Source organism: Streptomyces liliiviolaceus (assembly GCF_018070025.1).
In the GTDB taxonomy this organism is placed as follows: domain Bacteria; phylum Actinomycetota; class Actinomycetes; order Streptomycetales; family Streptomycetaceae; genus Streptomyces; species Streptomyces liliiviolaceus.
The window spans coordinates 924693-944946 of the sequence record NZ_JAGPYQ010000001.1 but is presented as its reverse complement, the minus strand read 5'-3'; the positions used below and the strand labels follow the sequence as shown (position 1 = coordinate 944946).

Here is a 20254-nt window from a genome sequence, read left to right as displayed (position 1 = left end):
CAGCCGCACTGGACGTACGACCGGAGACGTCAACCCCTACGGTGCGGAGGCTCGGCGGATCGCCGCCTCGCGGCCCCGTACGTACCAGATCCCGATCAACCCCAGCCCCGCCCCCGCGAGGCACGTCCACAGCCACCACAGGTGCCCGTGGTCGTCGAGCCAGCCGTAGAACGGCAGCTGGACAAGGAAGAGGACGAACCAGAGGATCGCACCGCCCGTGACGGTGGCCACCACAGGCCCCTCCAGCGGTTCCGGTGCCTCGTGTGTCGGTGTCCACTTCGCCATGGGGACAGCTTACGAGGAGAGCGCGGAGGCGCAGACGCCCCAGCGGTCTACGCGCGGAGATAGCGCCAAAGCCGTCATATGTTCATACTGAATCTGCCTGACCATGGCCACTTTTGCTCGTACGAAACTCCAAAAAGGTCCTCGATGCCCACCTCGGCCCCCGCCAAGGCTTCCGCGCCCGACGAGCCGGACCCCGCGTCCGCCCGCAGCGCCCTCGACCGTTACTTCAAGATCTCCGAGCGCGGCAGCACCCTGCCGCGCGAGATCCGCGGCGGTTTCGCCACCTTCTTCGCGATGGCCTACATCATCGTGCTGAACCCGATCATCCTGGGCAGCGCGAAGGACATGTACGGGCACCAGCTCGACAACGGCCAGCTGGTCACCGCGACCGCGCTGACGGCCGCGTTCACCACGCTCCTGATGGGCGTCATCGGCAACGTACCGATCGCCCTCGCGGCCGGCCTCGGTGTGAACACCGTCGTCGCGCTCCAGCTGGCGCCCCGGATGTCCTGGCCGGACGCGATGGGCATGGTGGTGCTCGCGGGCCTCGTGGTCATGCTGCTCGTCGCCACCGGTCTGCGCGAGCGCGTCATGAACGCCGTACCGCTCGGCCTGCGCAAGGGCATCGCGATCGGCATCGGCCTGTTCATCATGCTGATCGGCCTGGTCGACTCGGGCTTCGTCTCCCGTATCCCGGACGTCGCCCAGACGACCGTGCCGCTGCAGCTCGGCGGCACCGGCCATCTGAACGGCTGGCCCGTCCTGGTCTTCGTCCTCGGCACGCTCCTGACCCTCGCGCTGATCGTGCGCAAGGTGCCGGGCGCGATCCTCATCTCGATCGTCGCGATGACGGTCGTCGCCGTGGTGATCAACGCGGTCGCCGAGGTGCCCTCCTGGGGCCTGACCACCCCGAAGTGGCCCGGCAACCCGGTCGCGAGCCCCGACTTCGGCCTCGTCGGCCAGGTCAGCCTCTTCGGCGGCTTCGGCAAGGTCGGCGTACTGACGGGTGTGCTGTTCGTCTTCACGGTCCTGCTGTCGTGCTTCTTCGACGCGATGGGCACGATCATGGGCATCGGCGACGAGGCGAAGCTGACCGACGCGGACGGCAACATGCCGGGCATCAGCAAGGTGCTCTTCGTCGACGGCATCGCGGTCGCCGCGGGCGGCGCGACCTCCTCGTCCGCGACCACCTGCTTCGTGGAGTCCACGGCGGGGGTCGGCGAGGGCGCGCGCACCGGCTTCGCGAACGTGGTCACCGGCGCGTTGTTCGCCGTGGCGCTCTTCCTCACCCCGGTCGCCACGATGGTCCCGTCGCAGGCCGCCACCCCGGCGCTGCTCGCGGTCGGCTTCCTGATCCTGTCCGGCTCCGTCCGGCAGATCGACTGGGCCGACCACACGATCGCGATCCCGGCGTTCGTGACGATGCTGATGATGCCGTTCACGTACTCGATCACGAACGGCATCGGCATGGGCTTCATCACGTTCGTCGTGCTGCGGCTGGCGGCCGGGCGCGGCCGGGACGTGCCGGTCGCCATGTACGTGGTGTCGGCGGTCTTCGCCTTCTACTACCTGATGCCGGCGCTCGGCCTGACCTGACCTGACCTGATCCCGACCCGGGGTCCGGCCGAGCGCCGACCTCAGGGCCTACGGAACCCCGTAGAACTTTTCCGTCTCCTCGACCGCGGTCGAGAACCGCTCGTCGAAGTCATCGCGAATGAGCGTCCGGACGACATAGTCCTGGACGCTCATTCCCCTTTTCGCCGCGTGCTGCCGGAGCCGGTCGAGCAGCTCCTCGTCTATCCGCAGGCTGAGCACAGTGGTCCCCATGGGTACGAGGGTCGCGGCCGGGGCGTGTCCTGTGTCACTTTCCGCACCTGTCTCACTCGTTTGGGTGAAGTAAGGGTTGGCGCGAGCGTGAGTGGCCGGACTCACGGTCATTCGCGGGGTGTCGCGGTGGTCTTTAGGAAGAGTAATGAGTTATTCTAAAGAACATGCCTGACCTCACCCATGGCGACGATGTTGCCGCCGTGAACTCCCTGCGCTCCGCCGTGATGCGTCTGTCGCGCCGACTCAAGCACCAGCGGGTCGACGAGTCGCTGAGCCCGACCGAGATGTCGGTCCTGGGCACCCTCGCCCGCTGCGGCACGGCCACACCGGGCGAACTCGCCCGCAAGGAGCACGTGCAGCCGCCCTCGATGACCCGCATCGTGGCGCTGCTGGAGGCGAAGGGCCTGGTCCGCCTCGAAGCGCACCCGGACGACCGCCGCCAGAAGGTCGTCACGCAGACCGAGCGCGCGGAGGCCATGCTTGCGGAGAGCCGCACGAAGCGGAACGCGTGGCTGGCCTCCCTCGTCGACGGCCTCGACGAGGACGAGTGGGCCAAGCTCCGCGAGGCCGCCCCCGTACTGGAGAAGCTCGCGCATCTGTAGGCGGCGTAAGCCGCAGGCCTCGCGGACGACTGCGAGGCCGCACGCACCACCAGCACCACCAGCACCACATGAGCCACCCGCACCACCACGCAAGGAGGCGAACGCCGTTGAGTACGGGACCCGGAGCAGACTCCGCCCCCGCACCTGCCGCCCACGACACCCCGCACGCACCCAAGACCCGCTCCTCGATGTTCAGCTCGCTGAAGATCAGGAACTACCGGCTGTTCTTCACCGGCCAGGTCGTCTCGAACACCGGCACCTGGATGCAGCGGATCGCCCAGGACTGGCTGGTGCTGAGCCTCACCGGCTCGTCCGCCGCCGTCGGCTTCACCACGGCCCTGCAGTTCCTGCCGATGCTGCTCTTCGGCCTCTACGGCGGAGTCCTCGTCGACCGCCTGCCGAAGCGCCCCACGCTCCTCGCCACCCAGACCGCGATGGGCCTCACCGGCATCGCGCTCGCCTTCCTGACCCTCACCGGACACGTCCAGGTCTGGCACGTGTACGTCGCCGCCTTCGCCGTGGGCCTCGCCACGGTGATCGACAACCCGGCCCGGCAGTCCTTCGTCGCCGAGATGGTCGGCCCCGGCCAGCTCCAGAACGCGGTCAGCCTCAACTCCGCCAACTTCCAGTCCGCCCGGCTGATCGGCCCCGCCGTCGCGGGCCTGCTGATCACCGGTGTGGGCACGGGCTGGGCGTTCCTGCTCAACGGCCTGTCGTTCGTCGCGCCCATCGCGGGCCTGCTCCTGATGCGCTCCAGTGAGCTGAACCAGGTCGAGCGCGCCCCGCGCGGCAAGGGCCAGCTCCGCGAGGGTCTGCGCTATGTCGCCGGCCGCCCCGAGCTGATCTGGCCGATCGTCCTCGTCGGCTTCATCGGCACCTTCGGCTTCAACTTCCCCGTCTGGCTGTCGGCCTACGCGGACGACGTCTTCCACGGCGGCGCGGGCGCGTACAGCCTCTTCAACACGCTGATGGCCGTGGGATCGGTCGCGGGCGCGCTGCTCGCCGCCCGGCGCGGCACGGCCCGGCTGCGTGTGCTGATCGCCGCCGCCGTGGCCTTCGGAGTGCTGGAGATCGTGGCCTCGCTGGCCCCGTCGTACTGGCTCTTCGCCGCGCTCATGGTCCCCATCGGGATGGCCGGTCTGACGGTCAACGTCACGGCCAACACCGCCGTCCAGATGGGTACCGACCCCGCCATGCGCGGCCGTGTCATGGCGCTCTTCATGATGGTCTTCATGGGCGGTACGCCGCTGGGGGCGCCCGTGGTCGGCTGGATCACGGACGCGTACGGGCCCCGGGTGGGCTTCGCCATGGGCGGCGTCGTCTCGGTGCTGGCGGCGGCGACGGTCGGCCTCGCCCTGGCCAGGGTGGGCGGCCTGCGTCTGTCGGTGGGCTGGCACCACGGGCATCCGCAGGTGCGGTTCGTTCCGCGGGAGCGGGTGCTGGCGACGGCGGCGTAGCCGTAGCCGTCCGGGCGGCTGGCGGATCTGGGCCCCGGGCCCGCGCGTCGGTCTGTCGGCCCGGCCCGGTGGGGGCTGGTCGGGCAGTTCCCCGCGCCCCTGTTCCTGACCCGTAGCTGGCAGGGTTGGCGTATGAGACTCTTCGCCGCTGTGCTGCCGCCGGAGGATGTGACGGTCGAGCTCGGTGCGGTGGTCGACGGACTGCGGCGGTTGCCGGGGGCGGGCGACGGAGTGCGCTGGACCACCCGGCCCGGCTGGCACTTCACGCTCGCGTTCTACGGGGAGGTCGACGACGGGCTCGTACCGGAGCTGTCGGTCCGGTTGGAGCGGTCGGCCCGGCGGACGGATCCCTTTTCGCTGTCCCTGCGCGGCGGGGGCCGTTTCGGGGGACGGGCGCTGTGGGCGGGCGCCGCAGGGGACGTACGGACTCTGCGGCTGCTGGCCGACCGGGCGGTGGCGGCGGGGCGCAGGGCGGGGGTGACGCGGGAGGAGCACCGGGCCTACCGGGCGCACCTCACGCTGGCGCGCAGCAACCGTGAGTCGGCGGACTTCACCCCGTACGTGTCCGCGCTGGACGGGTTCGAGGGGCGGGCCTGGACGGTGGGCGAGCTGTGCCTGATGCGGAGCCGGCTGCCTGTGTCGGGGGTGCCGGGGGAGCAGCCGCGGTACGAGGTGCTTGCGCGGTGGCCCCTCGGCGGGCCGCCTGGCGGACCCCGAGGCGGGGTGGGCTGAGGGTGGGCGGTTACGCTCGGTGCGTGGACCCGAAGACGCGGAACCGGATCATGGCCGGTGTGCTTGTGCTGATGTTCGTCGTGGTGGCTCTGGCGGCGGCCGTCGGTAGGTGACGCGGTCGCTGCTGCGGGCGGTCGAGGGGGACCGTTGTCGGCTGACGGTCCGCTGTGGCTGGTCGCGCCCCCGCGGCGGAGCCGCATACGGACACAGCCCCGCGCCCCTTCAGGGCGCCCCTGTCGGGGCGGCCCATCAAGGTGTCGGCTGCCCGGGTGGGGCTACCAGGCGAAGGCCTCCGGGGACGGGCCCGGGCCCGGGAAGATCTCGTCCAGGCCGGTGAGAACCTCGTCGCTCAGTTCGAGCTCGACGGCTCGGAGCGCGGACTCCAGCTGTTCGGCGGTGCGCGGGCCGACGATCGGGCCCGTGACGCCGGGCCGGGTCAGCAGCCAGGCCAGCGCCGCCTCGCCGGGCTCGATGCCGTGCTTGTCGAGCAGGTCCTCGTACGACTGGACCCGTGCGCGGCCCGCGGGGTCGGCGAGGGTGTCGGCGGCCCGGCCGCTCGCCCGCCGCCCGCCCTGGATCTCCTTCTTGAGGACCCCGCCCAGCAGACCGCCCTGGAGCGGCGACCACGGGATGACGCCGAGCCCGTACTCCTGCGCGGCCGGGATGACCTCCATCTCGGCGCGGCGCTCGGCGAGGTTGTAGAGGCACTGTTCGCTGACGAGGCCGATGGTGCCGCCGCGGCGGGCGGCGATCTCGTTGGCCTGGGCGATCTTGTAGCCGGGGAAGTTGGAGGACCCGGCGTACAGGATCTTGCCCTGCTGGACCAGGACGTCGATCGCCTGCCAGATCTCCTCGAACGGGGTGCTGCGGTCGATGTGGTGGAACTGGTAGACGTCGATGTAGTCGGTTCCCAGCCGCTTCAGGCTGGCGTCCACCGCGCGCCGGATGTTGAGCGCGGAGAGCTTGTCGTGGTTGGGCCAGGCGTCGCCCTCGGCGGCCATGTTGCCGTACACCTTGGTGGCGAGCACGACCTTGTCGCGCCGCTCACCGCCCTTGGCGAACCAGCTTCCGACGATTTCCTCGGTGAGGCCCTTGTTCGGACCCCAGCCGTACACGTTGGCGGTGTCGAAGTAGTTGATGCCCGCGTCCAGCGCCGCGTCCATGATCGCGTGACTGTCGGCCTCGTCCGTCTGCGGACCGAAGTTCATGGTGCCGAGGACGAGTCGGCTGACCTTGAGTCCTGTGCGTCCCAGCTGCGTGTACTTCATGGTTCACAGCCAACGTCGTCGAGTGCGCTCTAGGCAACACCTCGCTCCGCGGTGACCGCCGGGACGGGGGCGGGGCCCGGGAGCCCGGGGGCTAGCCTCCGAACTCGTCGAAGTCCATGTTCGCGATGGCCAGGTTGCAGTGCATCTCGTGCGGGGTCTCCAGGGCCGGTATGCGGTACGGCGCGGTCTGCTCCTCCGGGTCGGGGCTCACCGCGAGGAGTGTCGGTTCCGGGCCCTCCATGCTGGCGCGGTCGGCGAGGAAGACCACCGGCCACCCGCACTCGCCGGCCTCCTCCTCATCCCCCTCCCCGGGCGCGGTGAGAGCGGCGAGGACGTCGAAGGGGGTCGCGTCCGCCCACGCGGGGTCGTCCACGCGGACGATGTCCTCCTTGAGGCGGCCGTTGTCCTCGTCGCCCTCGTCGAAGACCCACGGCGTGTCGAGTACGGCCAGCACCCGCTGCCAGGCGTCGTCGTCGCGGTAGTCGGTACGCACCAGCAGCATGGGCGGGTAGTCGGCGTCGGTCTTCGGCAGAACTCGCACAGATCGGCACTCTTTCCAACGAGCGGCGCCAGGGGCCGCGTTGACGGTGATCCGAAGCGTAGGGGGAGGGTCTGACAACGGGCCCGACAGCCGGGGCCGGGAAGTGGGCGCCGGGTCGGGCAGGATGCCCCTGTGCATCACATCCTGTGCGGGCTCGCCGCCAATCCGGCCCTGCCGTCCGAACTGCTGGACCGGCTGATATCCCTCGCGGACGACGACCTCGCCGACGACCTCGCCTGCCGCGCGGACCTCAGCCGTGCGCAGGCGCTCGCGCTGGCCGAGCGGGTCGAGGAAGGTGCGGTGCGGCTCGCGTACGAGGGACTGCTGACCGCCGCCGACATCGACCCCGTCGCCCGGCCCGACGCGGCCCTCGCCCTGCTCGACCGGGGCGCCGGCCGCCCGGAGTGGGCGCACCTCCTGGCGGCGGACCCGATCCACGAGCGCCGGGAGAAGCTGGCGGCCTGCCCCGGCCTCCCGCCCGACGTGGTGGACACCCTCGCGGCGGACCCGGACGTACGGGTGCTGGCCGAGCTGGCCCTGTGGACGACGGCTCCGGACGTCACCGCGAGGCTCGCGACACATCCGCACGCCGAGGTGCGCCGGGCGGTGGCGGCCAACGAGGCGACCCCGCCCGCCACGCTGGCGGCGCTGCTCACGGGAGCAGGACAGCCGGCCGCGCGCCACTGTCTGGTCTGCGACCGCGAGGAGATCCCCTTCGTCCACGATCCGCAGTGCTCGCGCCCCGACTGCGATCTGCTGCTGGGCGCGTCCTGCGACGGCTCCCACGAGTCGACCGTCCACCACACGCGGGAGGCGGCGCTCCGTAACCCCGCCACCCCGGTCGAAGCCGTCGTCGCCTTCGTGGACCACCCGTCGACGCTCCTGCGCTGGGTGCTCACCACCCGCCAGGACCTGCCCAGGCAGGCGTACGCGCGGCTGGCCGCGGACCCGCACCCCGGTATCCGCAGGGACATCGCCGAGAACCCCGCGCTCGACGAGGCCCTGATCAGGGCGATGGCGGACGACCACGACCCCGAGGTGCGCCGCGCGCTCGCGCACCACCCGCGCGTGCCTCTGGACGTGCTCACCCGCCTGGCCGCGACCGCCAAGGTCGGCGCCACGCTGGTGCCGCGCGTCGCCGCCGCCTCACCGGCGGAGATCGCGCACCTCGCGCGGTCACCGGACCCGGCGTCCCGCATGCTCGTGGCCCACCGGCGGGATCTGCCGCCCGGGATACGCGACCGGCTGGCCGACGACCCCGACGCGAAGGTGGTCAAGGCCCTGGCTCCCCACCCCGGCCTCACCGAGGCGCAGTTGCGCACCATGGTCGAACGCCACGGCGTACGGGTCCTGGCCAAGGTGGCGACCAACCCGGACGCGACCCCGGCCCTGCTGGAGGAGCTGACCCGGCACGAACCACCGGTGCGGAAGGCGTTCCGCGAGATCGCCCGGCATCGCGCGGCACCGGCCGCGGCGCTGCTCGCCTGTCTGAAGGACGGACAGGCCGCACCGACGGCCGCCGCTCACCCGGCCCTCCCGCCACGGGTCATCACGGAACTGCTCACGGCCACGGACTGGCAGGTGGCGGAAGCGGCGGCGTCGAATCCGTCCTTGCCGGTTGCGGTGATGTCGGACCTGGCGTGGCATCGGGTCTGACGGGTCTGAGGGGTTTGACGGATCCAACGAGTCGACGGTCCGGATGGTCCACGGGACCGGTGAGATCAGGCAGCCCGCCCTCGGCGAGCCACCGCAGGAAGGAGGCGCGCTTGCGGCGCCTGATCGTGTCTTCGGGTTCGGTGTTCACCGGGGCGACCTTGAGTGAGGTTGGGCCGAGGACCTTCGTCGCGCGGGGAGGCTTCTCGTAGCTCCGCGACGTCAGAGAATCCGCTGGGGGGCGTCCGGATGGCAGATGCCGATGTGGTGCTCGCCGAGAGCTTCCCGGTAGGCCGGCAGATCGTCGAGGTCGGTGGTGACGATCAGGGCTCTGCCGTGATGGGCGGCGATCATGAGCACCAACGCGTCCACGACGTCGAAGTCCTTCTTCGCGGGAAGCTTGGCCCGGGCACCGAGCGCGCCCACGCGCTTGCCGTCGGCCTCCGTGTGCCCGGCCACGCACGGCCGGCAGGCGTGGAGCGGGTCGTCCCACCCCTTGGCGGTGAACAGCGGAGCTCGTGAGTCTCGGGCGGCATAGACCGTGCAGCCCGCGAGCACAGCCTTCAGGCAGGTGTAGTTCCCGGCTCCCGGCCGCCAGACCTGCCCGAGCACGGGGAGCGGGACGATCGGCCGGTGCCCTCCGCGCCGAAGGATCTCCTGGTGCAGGCTTACGGCCTTCTTTCGGCCCTGCTCCAGATGGATCAGCATCCCGGCGTCGTAGACCACAGCTGTCATGCGACGCCCCTGTGCCGGGTGCTCGAACCGAAGAAGGCGTCCAGGGAGGCGGAGATCTCCTCGCGCTCGGCGTCCGGTACCGAATCCTGTTCGTCCTCCTGCGGCGGCCGGCCGGTCGTGGCGTCCTGCGCCTCCGTCTCGGCGATCAGGTCGTCGAGGGGTGCGAAGGTCCGGGCGACCTGGTCGTCGTGGGCCATCGCGGCGCCCACGGCGGCCATGACGTACGTACTGACATCGACTCCCGCCGCTTCCGCGTAGGAGCGGATGCGTTCTTTGGTCTCCGGGTCCGTGGCAAAGGTGATCATGCTGCGCTTTGCGGCCATACCGTCAACGTACAACACCTTTGTACGGGGCGGCGTGCGAAGCGTGGGGCTGTGCAGGAGCGATCCGGGGTAGGGCTGTCTCCAGGTGGATGAGGGGATCGGTGTGGAGCCAGTAGAACTCCGTCGTGCCGTCGCGGCAGGGCGGGCGGTCGCTTCGGAGCTGGGCCTACGGGTCGACGAGGTGATCGTCGTCCACAACTCGGACCGCGTCGCCCTGCGTCTGACTCCCTGTGATGTGCTGGCCCGGGTCGCGCCCCTGGGGCAGCTGGCCGATTCCGAGTTCGAGGTGGAGGTCGCACGGCGTCTCGTCGACGTCGGCGCTCCGGTGGCCGAGCTCGACCCTCGCGTCGAGCCCCGCGTCCACGTGCGCGACGGTTTCGCCGTCTCGCTCTGGACCTACTACGAACCGGCCGGCCCGGAGATCGCACCGGCCGACTACGCGGACGCGTTCGCACGGCACCATGCCGCCCTGCGCCGGATCGAGTTGGCCGCCGTGCCGCACTTCACCGACCGGGTCGCCGTGGCGTTGAGGGAAGTGGACGACCGGAAGCGGTCCCCTGAACTGTCCGACACCGACCGCGAACTCCTCAGCACCACCCTGAGCGGGCTGAGCGCCGCGATCGGCGTCGGCAGCGCCGGCGAGCAGTTGCTGCATGGCGAACCCCATCCGGGAAATCTCCTGAACACGAGGAGGGGGCCGCTTTTCGTCGACCTCGGCACGTGTTGCCGGGGGCCGGTCGAGTTCGACCTCGCCCACGCGCCTGAGGAAGTGGGGAGGCGCTATGCGGGTGCGGACCCTGACCTGGTGCACCGGTGTCGCGCCCTGAACTGGGCGCTGTTCTCGGCCTGGCGGTGGCGCGGGGCCGACCAGATGCCCGACCGGGACCACTGGCGGGCGGAGGGGCTCGACCGGGTTCGTATCGCACTCGATCACTGCGGGTTGGGCTGATCACTTCCGTACGTGGCCGCGTACGGGAGGAAAGCGGACCATGTCGCCGGGGTGACGGTGAGCGTGGGGGCGTTGGGGGTTTTGGAGTCGCGGATGTGGATCGTGGGGAGGGAGGTGGTCTGGGGTATCGCTATCTCCAGGCATTCGCCTTGGTTGCCGCTGTAGCTGCTCTTGAACCAGTGCAGGTCGGTGCTCATAGTTCGTGTGCCACCTGTTCGATCAACTTGGCGGACTCTTCTGGAGTGAGGGCCTGAGCTCGCAGAGTGCCATACCTGCCGAACAAGTCGCCCAGGGAGGGCTGTTCGCTCACGAAGTAGCCGCCGTTCTGGCCTTCGACGTAGGCAAGTTGGCGTCGATCCACGGTTTCCAGCAGGATCATCGGTCCGTTCAGCCCGGAGTGCGTCTCGCGATCCGATGGCATGACCTGAATCTCGACGTTGCGTCTGCGCCCGACCTCCAAGATGTGGCGGAGCTGTTCTCCGAGGACGTGACGGCCTCCGATCGGACGCGTCAGTGCGATCTGCTCCAGAACGAAGCTGAGGGCGGGGGTTGGCCTGCGCTGGAAGAGCCGTTGGCGGACCAACCGCGCCGCGACCTGTTCCTCGATCTCCTCGTCCTCCAGCGGTGGGTAGTTGCAGCCGATCGCCACCTGGGCGTACGCCTCCGTTTGCAGCAGACCGGGTACCACGTGATTCGCGTACGTGTGCAGCGCCGTGGCCTCGGCTTCGATCTCTGCGTAAGTCGCGGTCCAGGCCGGAAGCGGACTGGTCTTCAGCTTCCTTGCCGCCGCAAGAAGTGCACCTTGTGCACTCAGCGTCTCGTCCGCGATCTCGACGAGCTTCCCCTTGGGCGCACGCTCGCCCCGTTCCACCATGGCGACTTGCGACTTGGAGTAACCGGCGTACCCACCCAACCCCTCCTGCGTCATCCCGGCCCGTTCGCGGAAGAACCGCAGCAACGAGCCGAACATCTCAAGGTTGCTGGAGCTCTGTTCACTGGCGTGCACAACGACCTCCCCAAGTGCACAGACGTGCACGGACCCCGCATAACCCTGGTCACAGTATGTGAGCGGCCATAAGCATTTGCTCCATGAACTCGGAAACCGCACCGGTCAGGGTGCACCCCTGGATCCCGGCCTCCGGCCACGGCCTCCGCCACGCCGGTATCCACTTCGACGCCGTACGCATCGCGGGCGTCCTCGCAGAACAAGTGGCGTACGAACTCATCCAGTTCACGGATTTCCAGGCGGGCCCGATCGTGCGCGGGTCAACGGGATGCCGGTACATGTACTTCCTGTTGCCCCCGCAAAGTGCCACCGGCCACCGCTGGCCCAACGGCGTGCGGGCGCTGGGCCGGGACGCGCGGGGCTGGGCGTACGTGGGGGTGCCCGCGTTGGACGGGCTGACCTGGCCGTTGGACTGGCGGTCGGAGCCGACGCCCGAAGTGCCGTTCGTGGAGGCGGGGTTGCTGGCGGAGGTCGTGAGTCGTGTGATCGGTCATGTAACGTGATCGCGACATCACACTCCGTGCGCATCCGCACGCGGAGCGGTCCCCGGAGGTGCTGCGAACACCACCCGAGGACCTTCACCACCGAGTGGTCTTAAGCGGAGGTCCACCCAGGATGCTTCGGCATGCTATCGCGCCGATCCGGCGCTACACGAAGGCGTCACACGACGTCGTACGGCACTCGCGGCTCAACAGCGACGCGAAGATCCTGCTGCTGTACGTGCAGGGACTGCCTGAGGGGGCCGACCCCAGGCCGCTCAGCGAACACGCGGGCAGGCTGGGCATGAAGGGTCGGGCGTACCAGAAGGCCAAGCAACTCCTCACCGAGTGCGGCTACTTGCACGAGTGGCGTGAGCAGGGCGCGCGAGGCCGCTGGGTCACGGAACAACTCCTCGCCAACGTCACCCTTACGCGTGAGGAGGCGACCCGGGCCCGCGAGGGGGAGCCGGCCGTCGCCGCGCCACCGGTGCCACCGAGTGAGCGCCCACCGACGGTCGGCGGACCGGGGGAACGGCCGGTCGGTGACTCTCCCCAGAAAGAAGAACTGGAAGAGAAGAACCTTCCCCACCCCCCACCCGAAGACGACACGCCGCTGGCCGATCTGGCGGAGGCGGAGGGCGTGTTGCTGTCCCTGCGATACGTGAACCGCGACCTGCTCCTGGGCGTGCGCGAGGCCCGACTGCTGGCGGGCGCGGCGGCGGAATGGCTGCGCAGGGGTGTCTCGGCGGCGGACCTCCGCCGAGCCCTGACGACGGGCCTGCCGACGGACGGCATCCGCTCGGCGGTCGGCTTCCTGCGCCACCGCCTGCTCCAGAAACTCCCGGCGACGAAGGCGCCCACTCCCGCCCCGCAACCGGAGCGGCCCGCGGCCCCGCCCCGCCGAAACCTCGTGACCTGCCAGGGCCCGGGCAGCGAACACGTCTTCCGCCCCCGAGCCGACGAGACCCACTGCCTCCGCTGCCGCACGACCGCCGCGTACGAGGCGACACTCCAGCAGTGGGGTCAGGGGTTCAGTCCCGGGGGAACTCGTCCGTCTTCAGCGTGAGGTAGACGGGGACCTCGGCGACGGCGTACGCGGTCCTCTTGGGGCCGTAGTCGTTCTTCGCCCTGTGGGGGTCGATGACCTCCGCGATGAAGCTGATCCGGTCAGGTCGTTTCGGCCAGGTGGGAGTCGTAGGGGGCGCCCACTCCCCACCCCTGGTGCATCGCCTCCGCGAACGCCGCCGCCAGTTTGTGTTCGCCCGCCGCGTTGGGGTGCGTGCCGTCGTACGTGTCCGTGTGGATGTCGTACCCGTGGGGGAGCGAGGCCAGCAGGAGAGGGGAGCCCGGCTCGTCCAGGTCCGCCGTCGTCTTCGCCAGGAGGTCGTTGAAGAGGGTGACCTCCCGGGCGAAGGACGCGTCCGATTCCGCCCTGATGTTCGGGATCACGGGGAGGAGGGTCATCGCGATGTGGGGGTTCGCCGACCGGGCCTCGGCGACGAACGCGCGGACGTTCTCCGACGTCTGGGGCGCGTTCGTGTAGAAGCCGAGGTCTATCAGGCCGAGGGAGACCAGGAGCACGTCCGCCCGCGATGTTCGTACCGCGTCGGCTATCAGCGGGCTCAGGTGGTACCAGCCCTCGCCCCACCCGGCGAGGTGGGCACGGGGGAAGCCCGGGTCCTGGTCCGCGTACTCGTACGAGTCGGCGGCGCCCGTGGCCTTGTCGTAGAGGGTTTCGCGGGGGCCGACGATCTGGAACGGGGTCCCGTGCGTCGCGCGCAGGTGCTGCCACATGCGGTAGCGCCACGTGTGTTCGCCGGCGCTTCCGATCGTCATGGAATCACCGACTGGCATGAACCTGAGCATCCGCTCATGATGGACGATCACCGGCGGAGGCGGGGTCCGACGGGATGTGAAGCTGGACACGCGCCCGCCGAACCCGCGACGGGGTGGCAGGCTGGGGGCATGCGTCGCTCGTTCGTTCTCCTTGCCGGGGCCCTGCTCGCCGGGGTGCTCGCCCTGCCCGCCGCACCCGCTGCCGTCGCCGCCGTCGCAGCCGGTGACGACGGATCGGACGGGTTCACCATCGAGGACCCCCGGATCACCGAGTCCAGCGGGCTCGTCGCGTCCCGTGCCCACCCCGGCGTCTACTGGACCCACAACGACAGCGACGACGGCGCCTTCCTCTACGCCGTCGACAGCAGGACGGGCAAGACCGTCGCGACCGTCACCATGACGGGCGTCGGACGGCCCCGGGACGTCGAGGCCATCTCCATGGGGCCGAACGGCCATCTGTACGTCGGCGACATCGGCGACAACCTCGGCGGCACCTGGGACCACGTGTGGATCTACGAGCTGCCCGAGCCCAAGGAACTGAAGGACCAGACGATCCGCGCCACGCAGTACGACGTGAAGTACGCGGACGGGGCCCGGGACGCCGAGGCGCTGATGGTGCACCCCAAGACCGGCCGGGTCTACATCGTCTCGAAGAACGAGGACGGCGGCGGCCTGTACGAGGGGCCCGCCGAACTGTCCGCCTCCGGCACCAACACCTTCAAGCGCACCGCCGACATCGGCCTCTGGGCCACCGACGGCGCCTTCTCGCCCGACGGCGAACAGCTCGCCGTACGCGGCTACTTCGGCGGTATCGCGTACAAGTGGAACAACGGGAAGCCCAAGCGCCAGGCGCAGTTGCACGTGCCCTTGCAGCGGCAGGGCGAGTCGGTGACGTACACCCCCGACGGATCCACCCTGCTGTACGGGAGTGAGGGCGGCGGCAGTTCCGTCGAGCCGGGGAGCGTGCCGGGGGGCGGGGGCGACAAGTCCTCGTCCGGCGGCGGCAGTTCCGCGGACGGCGGCGACGACGGAGAGAACGGCAACTTCAAGATGGGCGCCATCGCCCTCGCCGTCGCCTTCGCCGTCGTCTACGGACTGAAGCGGCTCTTCCGGCGCCGCGACTGAGGCCTGTCCGGCGTCCCGGCTTGGCTAGGGTGCACGCGTGACCATCGACCTGACCCTGCTGCCGCGCGTCGCCTGTCGCGGGCAGGAGGTCACCGCGCCCCGGCTGCGCGCCCTCCTCGCGCTCCTCGCGGGCGACCCGCGCACGGGCTGCGGCACCGAGCGGCTGGTGGCCGGGCTGTGGCAGCCGGACGAACTGCCGGAACGGCCCGGAAAAGCGCTGCAGGTCCTCGTGTCCAGGGCGCGGGCGCTGCTGGGCGCCGACCTCGTCGTCAGCACCCCGACCGGCTACCGGCTCGGCCTCGTCGAGGACCAGGTCGACAGCTCCGCCCTCCTGCTGCACGCCGCCGCGAGCGCCGACCGGGCCAGGGCCGGGGACCACGCGGCGTCGCTGGCCGCCGCCGACGCCGGGCTCGCGCTGTGGCCGGGCATCCCGGAGCGGGACGGCGACCCCGACGACCCCGTGGCCGCGCTGCGCGCCGAACGCGCCCCCGTCCACGGCGCCCTCGCCCGCGCACGGGCCCTCGCGCTCGCCCGTCTCGGACGGCACGCGGAGGCCGCCGGGCCGCTGGCCGTGGCCGCCGCAGAGCATCCGCGCGACGAGGAGGTGCTCGCCGAACTGCTGCGCGGCGAAGCGGTGACGGCCGGCCCGTCCGCCGCGCTCGTCCGCTACGAGGCGTACCGCCGCGACCTGCGCGACCGGCTGGGTACGGAGCCGGGCGCCGGACTCAAGTCCGTACAGCGGGAGTTGCTGCACGGCGAGGCGCCCGTGGTCCGGCACGGTGTGCCGCACGAACCGAATCCGCTGCTGGGGCGCGACGAGGACATCGCGGCGGTGGGGCGGCTGTTGCGCACCTCCCGCGCCGTCAGCGTCGTCGGCCCCGGCGGCCTCGGCAAGACCCGGCTCGCGCACGCCGTCGGCCGCCGGGCCGAGCAGCGCGTCGTGTACTTCGTGCCGCTCGCCGGTGTCACCGCGGACGACGACGTGAGCGCCGAGGTGGCCTCCGCGCTCGGCGCGGGCGAGGGACGGCACGGCGCCATGGCCGCCCACACCGCGGCCGACCCGGTGTCCGGCGTCCTCGGCGTGCTCGGCCCGGGACCCGCCCTGCTGGTCCTCGACAACTGCGAACAGGTCGTCCGGGGCGCCGCCGACCTCGTACAGGCCCTGGTGTCGTCCTCGAAGGACCTGCGGGTCCTCGTCACCAGCCGGGCGCCGTTGGGCCTCACGTCGGAGGCGGTGTACGCGCTGCCGGAGCTGGGTCTCGACACGTCGGTCGAGCTGTTCAGCCAGCGGGCGAGGGCCGCCCGGCCCGGTGTGCAACTGCCGCCGGACGCCGTGGCCGAGCTGTGCCGCCACCTCGACGGCCTGCCGCTCGCCGTGGAACTGGCCGCCGCGCGGGTACGCGTCCTCTCCGTCGAGGAGATAGCCCGCCGCCTCGGCGACCGCTTCGCGCTCCTGCGCGGCGGGACCCGGAACGTGCCCGAACGCCACCGCACCCTGCACGCCGTCGTCGACTGGAGCTGGAACCTGCTCGACGAGGAGGCCAGGGCCGCGCTGCGCACGCTGTCCGTCTTCCCCGGCGGGTTCTCCGGCGAAGCGGTGGAGCGGGTCCTCGGCGAGGACGCGCTGTCCCTGCTGGAGCAGCTCGCCGGGCAGTCGCTGCTCACCGTCACCGACACCGCGGTCGGCGTGCGCTTCGGAATGCTGGAGACCGTACGGGAGTTCAGCGCGGCCCGGTGCGCCGAGGCGGGCGAGGAGGAGAGGGCCGTCGGCCGGTTCCTCGCCTGGGCACGGGACTTCGGAGTCACGTACCACGACTGGATCTTCGGCCCGGAACCACGCACCGCCTGGGAGCTGATCAGGACCGAGCAGGACAACCTCGTGGCGGCGCTGCGGTACGCCCTGGCCCGCGACGACGGCCCCACCGTCGCCGCCCTCACCGCCGTCCTGACCGCCCTGTGGTCCACCGGCTCCAACTACCCGCGCCTCGCCGCCCTCGCCGCCGACACCGGCCCGCCCCTGTCGCACTACCACCCCGAGCCCGCGTACGTCGAAGTCGCCCGCGCGGCGGCGGTGTTGTGCACGGTGAGCGTGTTCATGGGGTACGGCCCGGTCGCCGTACGCCAGCTCGTCACCCTCCGGCGGCTCCCCGCGGCCCCGCCCGACACCCTGCTGCGGGCCTTCGCGGTGGTGCTGAGCGCGGCCCCGGCGATGCGGCCCCCCGACTACGACGTACTGCGCGAACTCTGCGCCAGCGACCAGCCGTTGCTCGCCGGCGTCGCCGAGTGCGCCGCCACCTACGTCTGGGAGTACGAGCACGACATCGACCGCGCGCTCGCCTCGGCCCGCCGGATCATCGAAGCGTTGGCGCCGGTCGACAATCCGTTCCTCCAGGTCCTGGGCCACGCCCGGCTGAGCGAGCTGTACCTGCAGTCGGAGCGGGGGGACGCCGCGTACGGGCACCTCAAGGCGGCGCTGGAGGCGTTGCCCCGGCTCGGCGACGCGCACGACTCCATCGGCGTACGCGGGGGCCTGGTCCTCGCCTGCCTGCAACGCGGCGACGCCGACGAGGCCGAGTACTGGCTGCGGCAGGCGGAGGCCGTCGGCACCACGCGGAACGACGACTCCTACAGCGCCGATCTCGGTGCCCGCGCCGAGATCGCGCTCGCCCGCGGGCTGACGGAGGTCGGGCTCGGCCTGTGGCGCGGCGCCGTGGACGGGGCGAGCGGAGCCGGCCCGACGCACGGCGGCGATCCGTTCCTGGACCGGTGGGTGCTGCAGCTTCAGTCGGCGGCGGTGACGGCACACGCGTACGCCGGCCGTCTCGAACTCGTCGCGGAACCCGTCGCCCGGCTCCGGCAGGGCCTGGAGGCCATGCTCTCCGCTCCGGCCGGCTCGCCCATGGACCTCCCCGTGTCCGGGACGGTGCTGCACGCCCTCGGCGTGGCGGGGCTCGCCTCCGGTGACGCCTCGGCCGTACGGATGCTGGCGCTGGCGGAACGGCTGCGGGTGCTGCGCGACTACCAGCCGACGATGTCGGCGGACCGCGCCCGGCGGGCGGCCGGGGAAGCCGACGGGGCGGCGTACGCCGACGCGGTGTCGGAGTACGCCGCCCTGGGGCGCGACGAGTTGCGGGAGGCGGCCCGCACGATCATGGCGTTCAGCTGGGGTCGCGGTTGAAGCGTGCCGTCGACCAGCGGTAACCGAGCACGGTCAGGCCCACGCACCAGGCGACCGCGATCCACCCGTTGTGGCCGATCTCCGTGCCGAGCAGCAGGCCGCGCAGGGTCTCGATGGCCGGGGTGAAGGGCTGGTACTCGGCGATCGGCCGGAACCAGCCCGGCATGGTGTCGGCCGGGATGAAGGCGCTGGAGATGAGGGGCAGGAGGATCAGCGGCGTCGCCATGTTGCTGGCGGCCTCCGGGTTCGGGCTGGCCATGCCCATTCCGACCGCGATCCAGGTCAGCGCGAGGGCGAACAGCGCGATCAGTCCGAACGCCGCCAGCCACTCCACGGCCGTGGCGTCCGTGGTGCGGAAACCGATGGCCACGGCGACGACACCGACGAGGACCAGACTGGCGAGCACCTGCAGCACACTGCCGACCACGTGCCCGATGAGCACCGAGCCGCGGTAGACCGCCATGGTGCGGAAGCGGGCGATGAGCCCTTCGTTCATGTCCATGGACACGGAGATCGCGGCGCCGACGACCGTGCTGCCGATGGTCATGATCAGGAGGCCGGGGACGACGTACGCGATGTAGTCGGAGCGGTCCGCGCCGGCGCCGATGCCCGCGCTCATCGCGCCTCCGAAGACGTAGACGAAGAGGAGCAGCAGCATGATCGGCGTGAGCAGCAGGTTGAGGGTCATGGAGGGATAGCGGCGTACGTGGCGGAGGTTGCGCCACAGCATGGTCTTCGAGTCGCGGACGGAGTCGCGTACGGAGGGGGAGAGGGCGCTCATCGGACGGTCTCCTTGATCTGGTCGGCGGCTTGGTCTGCGGTCCGGTTGGTGTCGCCGGTCAGGGCGAAGAAGACGTCGTCGAGGTCGGGGGTGTGCACGGTGAGTTCGTCGGCCTCGACGCCGGCGGAGTCCAGCCAGTCGAGGATGGAGCGCAGTTCGCGCTGGCTGCCGTCGCTGGGGATCTGGAGCGCGAGTGCCTCGTCGTCGCGGGAGGCTTCGCGGAGGGCGGAGGCGGCGGAGCGGTAGGCGTCGGGGTCGGTGAACCGCAGCCGTACGTGCCCGCCGGGGATGAGGCGCTTCAGCTCCTCGGCGCTTCCCTCCGCGGCGATGCGGCCGTTGTTGAGGACGGCGATGCGGTCGGCGAGCTGGTCGGCCTCTTCGAGGTACTGGGTGGTGAGGAAGACGGTGACGCCGGTGGTGACGAGGTCGCGGATGATCTGCCACATTGTGTGGCGGGAGCGGGGGTCGAGGCCGGTGGTGGGTTCGTCGAGGAAGATGATCCGGGGGCTGCCGACCAGGGTCATGGCGATGTCGAGACGGCGTTTCATGCCGCCGGAGTAGGTGGAGGCGGGCTTCTTGGCGGCGTCGGTGAGGTCGAAGCGTTCGAGAAGTTCGGCGGCGATGCGCCGTCCCTCCTTCTTCGGCAGGTGGTGCAGGTCGGCCATGAGGAGCATGTTCTCCTCGCCGGTGATCAGGCCGTCGACGGCGGAGAACTGGCCGGTGACGCCGATGGTGGCCCTCACCGCATGCGGGTCGGTGGCCAGGTCGTGGCCGCCCACCCGCAGTTCGCCCGCGTCGGCGGTGATGAGGGTGGAGAGGATCTTTACGGCGGTGGTCTTGCCGGCCCCGTTCGGACCCAGCAGGGAGAAGACGGTGCCGGGTGGCACGGTGAGATCGATCCCGTCGAGGACGGGCTTGTCGCCGTAGGACTTGCGGAGTCCTTTGGCGGCGATGGCTGCGATGGCCGGGATGGCCGGGGGGTGCTGTGTGGTTGGCGTCATGCCGCAGAGGTTGCGGGAGGGCGCCTTCAGCGGGGTTTCAGTGGGGTTTCAGCGGGCTGGAGCCGGGGCGGGTGCGGGTGCGGGTTCGGGTTCCGGGTGCGGGCCGGTGGGGGCGAGCCGCGCAGTTCCCCGCGCCCCTGAAAGTGGGGGCTGGGCTTGGCCTCTGGGTGCGGGCTGGTGGGGGCTGGTCGCGCCGTTCCCCGCGCCCCTTGGGTAGTGGGGGGTGAGGGGGTTGGGAGGGTGCGGGTTTGTTGGGGCGTGTCGCGCCGTTTTCCGTGCCCCCAAGAGACGTCCGTGTGTCGGCCCCTGCTCTGAGGGGCGTGGGGTGCGTGGTGCGGGGGAGCGATGGCGTCTAGACGTCGGCCCCCGCTGTTTTAGGGGCGCGGGGAACTGCGCGAACGGCCCCCACCGGGCCGCACCCGCCGCACTGCCTACCGTCTGCACCGTCTGCGCGGGCGCGGGCGCGGACGTGCGTT

Annotated in this window: 21 protein-coding genes and 1 pseudogene; 10 read left to right on the top strand and 12 right to left on the bottom strand. The window is 71.1% G+C overall.

The annotated features are described in order from the left end of the window. Positions 1–36: 36 nt before the first annotated feature. Positions 37–285 (bottom strand): DUF2530 domain-containing protein, encoded by a 249-nt coding sequence (locus J8N05_RS04035; RefSeq protein WP_210881103.1) that lies wholly within the window; start codon positions 283–285, stop codon positions 37–39. Between the two features lie 144 nt (positions 286–429). Here J8N05_RS04035 and J8N05_RS04030 point away from each other — a divergent pair, with 144 nt between their 5' ends. Beyond that, a complete protein-coding gene (locus J8N05_RS04030; RefSeq protein WP_210881102.1) occupies positions 430–1881 on the top strand; it encodes an NCS2 family permease in 1452 nt (483 codons plus the stop codon). Positions 1882–1929: 48 nt separating this feature from the next. Here J8N05_RS04030 and J8N05_RS04025 read toward each other — a convergent pair whose 3' ends face one another. Continuing rightward, positions 1930–2112 (bottom strand): ribbon-helix-helix protein, CopG family, encoded by a 183-nt coding sequence (locus J8N05_RS04025; RefSeq protein ID WP_210881101.1) that lies wholly within the window; start codon positions 2110–2112, stop codon positions 1930–1932. Between the two features lie 164 nt (positions 2113–2276). On the opposite strand from J8N05_RS04025, the gene J8N05_RS04020 reads away from it, so the two are divergent. The 3 genes from J8N05_RS04020 (at position 2277) to thpR (ending at position 4903) form a co-directional block, all read left to right on the top strand. Beyond that, the gene (locus J8N05_RS04020; protein WP_107015362.1) at positions 2277–2714 is read left to right on the top strand and encodes a MarR family winged helix-turn-helix transcriptional regulator; all 438 of its coding nucleotides are present in this window, start codon (positions 2277–2279) and stop codon (positions 2712–2714) included. Positions 2715–2821: 107 nt separating this feature from the next. Next, a complete protein-coding gene (locus J8N05_RS04015; RefSeq protein ID WP_210881100.1) occupies positions 2822–4171 on the top strand; it encodes an MFS transporter in 1350 nt (449 codons plus the stop codon). A 132-nt stretch (positions 4172–4303) separates the two neighbouring features. Then, on the top strand, positions 4304–4903 hold the full coding sequence (gene thpR, locus J8N05_RS04010; protein WP_210881099.1) for an RNA 2',3'-cyclic phosphodiesterase: 600 nt from the start codon (positions 4304–4306) through the stop codon (positions 4901–4903). A gap of 275 nt (positions 4904–5178) precedes the next feature. On the opposite strand, the gene J8N05_RS04005 is transcribed toward thpR, so the two are convergent. Both J8N05_RS04005 and J8N05_RS04000 read right to left on the bottom strand, forming a co-directional pair. Further along, positions 5179–6171: an aldo/keto reductase gene (locus tag J8N05_RS04005; protein WP_210881098.1), complete on the bottom strand. Its 993-nt coding sequence runs from the start codon at positions 6169–6171 to the stop codon at positions 5179–5181. A gap of 91 nt (positions 6172–6262) precedes the next feature. Beyond that, positions 6263–6712, bottom strand: a complete 450-nt coding sequence (locus tag J8N05_RS04000; RefSeq protein WP_210881097.1) for a DUF6924 domain-containing protein — start codon at positions 6710–6712, stop codon at positions 6263–6265. Between the two features lie 132 nt (positions 6713–6844). Here J8N05_RS04000 and J8N05_RS03995 point away from each other — a divergent pair, with 132 nt between their 5' ends. Further along, the gene (locus tag J8N05_RS03995; RefSeq protein ID WP_210881096.1) at positions 6845–8368 is read left to right on the top strand and encodes a hypothetical protein; all 1524 of its coding nucleotides are present in this window, start codon (positions 6845–6847) and stop codon (positions 8366–8368) included. Positions 8369–8587: 219 nt separating this feature from the next. Here the strand turns inward: J8N05_RS03995 and J8N05_RS03990 are convergent, their stop codons facing one another. Together J8N05_RS03990 and J8N05_RS03985 are read right to left on the bottom strand one after the other, a co-directional pair. After that, positions 8588–9100 (bottom strand): hypothetical protein, encoded by a 513-nt coding sequence (locus tag J8N05_RS03990; RefSeq protein WP_210881095.1) that lies wholly within the window; start codon positions 9098–9100, stop codon positions 8588–8590. Continuing rightward, positions 9097–9423 (bottom strand): hypothetical protein, encoded by a 327-nt coding sequence (locus J8N05_RS03985; RefSeq protein ID WP_210881094.1) that lies wholly within the window; start codon positions 9421–9423, stop codon positions 9097–9099. Before J8N05_RS03985 ends, J8N05_RS03990 begins: the two co-directional genes overlap by 4 nt. A gap of 103 nt (positions 9424–9526) precedes the next feature. Between J8N05_RS03985 and J8N05_RS03980 the strand changes: the two genes are divergently transcribed. Then, a complete protein-coding gene (locus tag J8N05_RS03980) occupies positions 9527–10372 on the top strand; it encodes a phosphotransferase (protein WP_210881093.1) in 846 nt (281 codons plus the stop codon). Here J8N05_RS03980 and J8N05_RS03975 read toward each other — a convergent pair. Together J8N05_RS03975 and J8N05_RS03970 are read right to left on the bottom strand one after the other, a co-directional pair. Continuing rightward, the gene (locus J8N05_RS03975; RefSeq protein WP_210881092.1) at positions 10354–10569 is read right to left on the bottom strand and encodes a DUF397 domain-containing protein; all 216 of its coding nucleotides are present in this window, start codon (positions 10567–10569) and stop codon (positions 10354–10356) included. The genes J8N05_RS03980 and J8N05_RS03975 overlap by 19 nt on opposite strands. Then, complete coding sequence (locus J8N05_RS03970) at positions 10566–11378, bottom strand: helix-turn-helix domain-containing protein (RefSeq protein WP_247706134.1); 813 nt, start codon at positions 11376–11378, stop codon at positions 10566–10568. Before J8N05_RS03970 ends, J8N05_RS03975 begins: the two co-directional genes overlap by 4 nt. A gap of 83 nt (positions 11379–11461) precedes the next feature. Here J8N05_RS03970 and J8N05_RS03965 point away from each other — a divergent pair, with 83 nt between their 5' ends. Both J8N05_RS03965 and J8N05_RS03960 read left to right on the top strand, forming a co-directional pair. After that, on the top strand, positions 11462–11881 hold the full coding sequence (locus J8N05_RS03965) for a hypothetical protein (RefSeq protein ID WP_210881091.1): 420 nt from the start codon (positions 11462–11464) through the stop codon (positions 11879–11881). A 112-nt stretch (positions 11882–11993) separates the two neighbouring features. Then, the gene (locus J8N05_RS03960) at positions 11994–12923 is read left to right on the top strand and encodes a hypothetical protein (protein ID WP_210881090.1); all 930 of its coding nucleotides are present in this window, start codon (positions 11994–11996) and stop codon (positions 12921–12923) included. Here the strand turns inward: J8N05_RS03960 and J8N05_RS47210 are convergent. Together J8N05_RS47210 and J8N05_RS03955 are read right to left on the bottom strand one after the other, a co-directional pair. Further along, positions 12889–13017 (bottom strand): annotated as a pseudogene (locus J8N05_RS47210) (Uma2 family endonuclease); the annotation flags it as partial. The gene J8N05_RS03960 and the pseudogene J8N05_RS47210 overlap by 35 nt on opposite strands. A 7-nt stretch (positions 13018–13024) precedes the next feature. Beyond that, positions 13025–13723 carry a GDSL-type esterase/lipase family protein gene (locus tag J8N05_RS03955; RefSeq protein WP_210881089.1) on the bottom strand — a complete coding sequence of 233 codons (699 nt, stop codon included), beginning with the start codon at positions 13721–13723 and terminating at the stop codon, positions 13025–13027. A gap of 99 nt (positions 13724–13822) precedes the next feature. Here J8N05_RS03955 and J8N05_RS03950 point away from each other — a divergent pair, with 99 nt between their 5' ends. Further along, positions 13823–14818 carry a WD40 repeat domain-containing protein gene (locus tag J8N05_RS03950; RefSeq protein WP_210881088.1) on the top strand — a complete coding sequence of 332 codons (996 nt, stop codon included), beginning with the start codon at positions 13823–13825 and terminating at the stop codon, positions 14816–14818. Between the two features lie 37 nt (positions 14819–14855). Further along, positions 14856–17996 (top strand): ATP-binding protein, encoded by a 3141-nt coding sequence (locus J8N05_RS03945; RefSeq protein WP_210881087.1) that lies wholly within the window; start codon positions 14856–14858, stop codon positions 17994–17996. Here the strand turns inward: J8N05_RS03945 and J8N05_RS03940 are convergent. Both J8N05_RS03940 and J8N05_RS03935 read right to left on the bottom strand, forming a co-directional pair. Next, a complete protein-coding gene (locus J8N05_RS03940; protein ID WP_210881086.1) occupies positions 17977–18777 on the bottom strand; it encodes an ABC transporter permease in 801 nt (266 codons plus the stop codon). The genes J8N05_RS03945 and J8N05_RS03940 overlap by 20 nt on opposite strands. Continuing rightward, complete coding sequence (locus tag J8N05_RS03935; RefSeq protein ID WP_210881085.1) at positions 18774–19778, bottom strand: ATP-binding cassette domain-containing protein; 1005 nt, start codon at positions 19776–19778, stop codon at positions 18774–18776. The genes J8N05_RS03940 and J8N05_RS03935 overlap by 4 nt, the downstream gene beginning before the upstream one ends. Positions 19779–20254 lie beyond the last annotated feature (476 nt).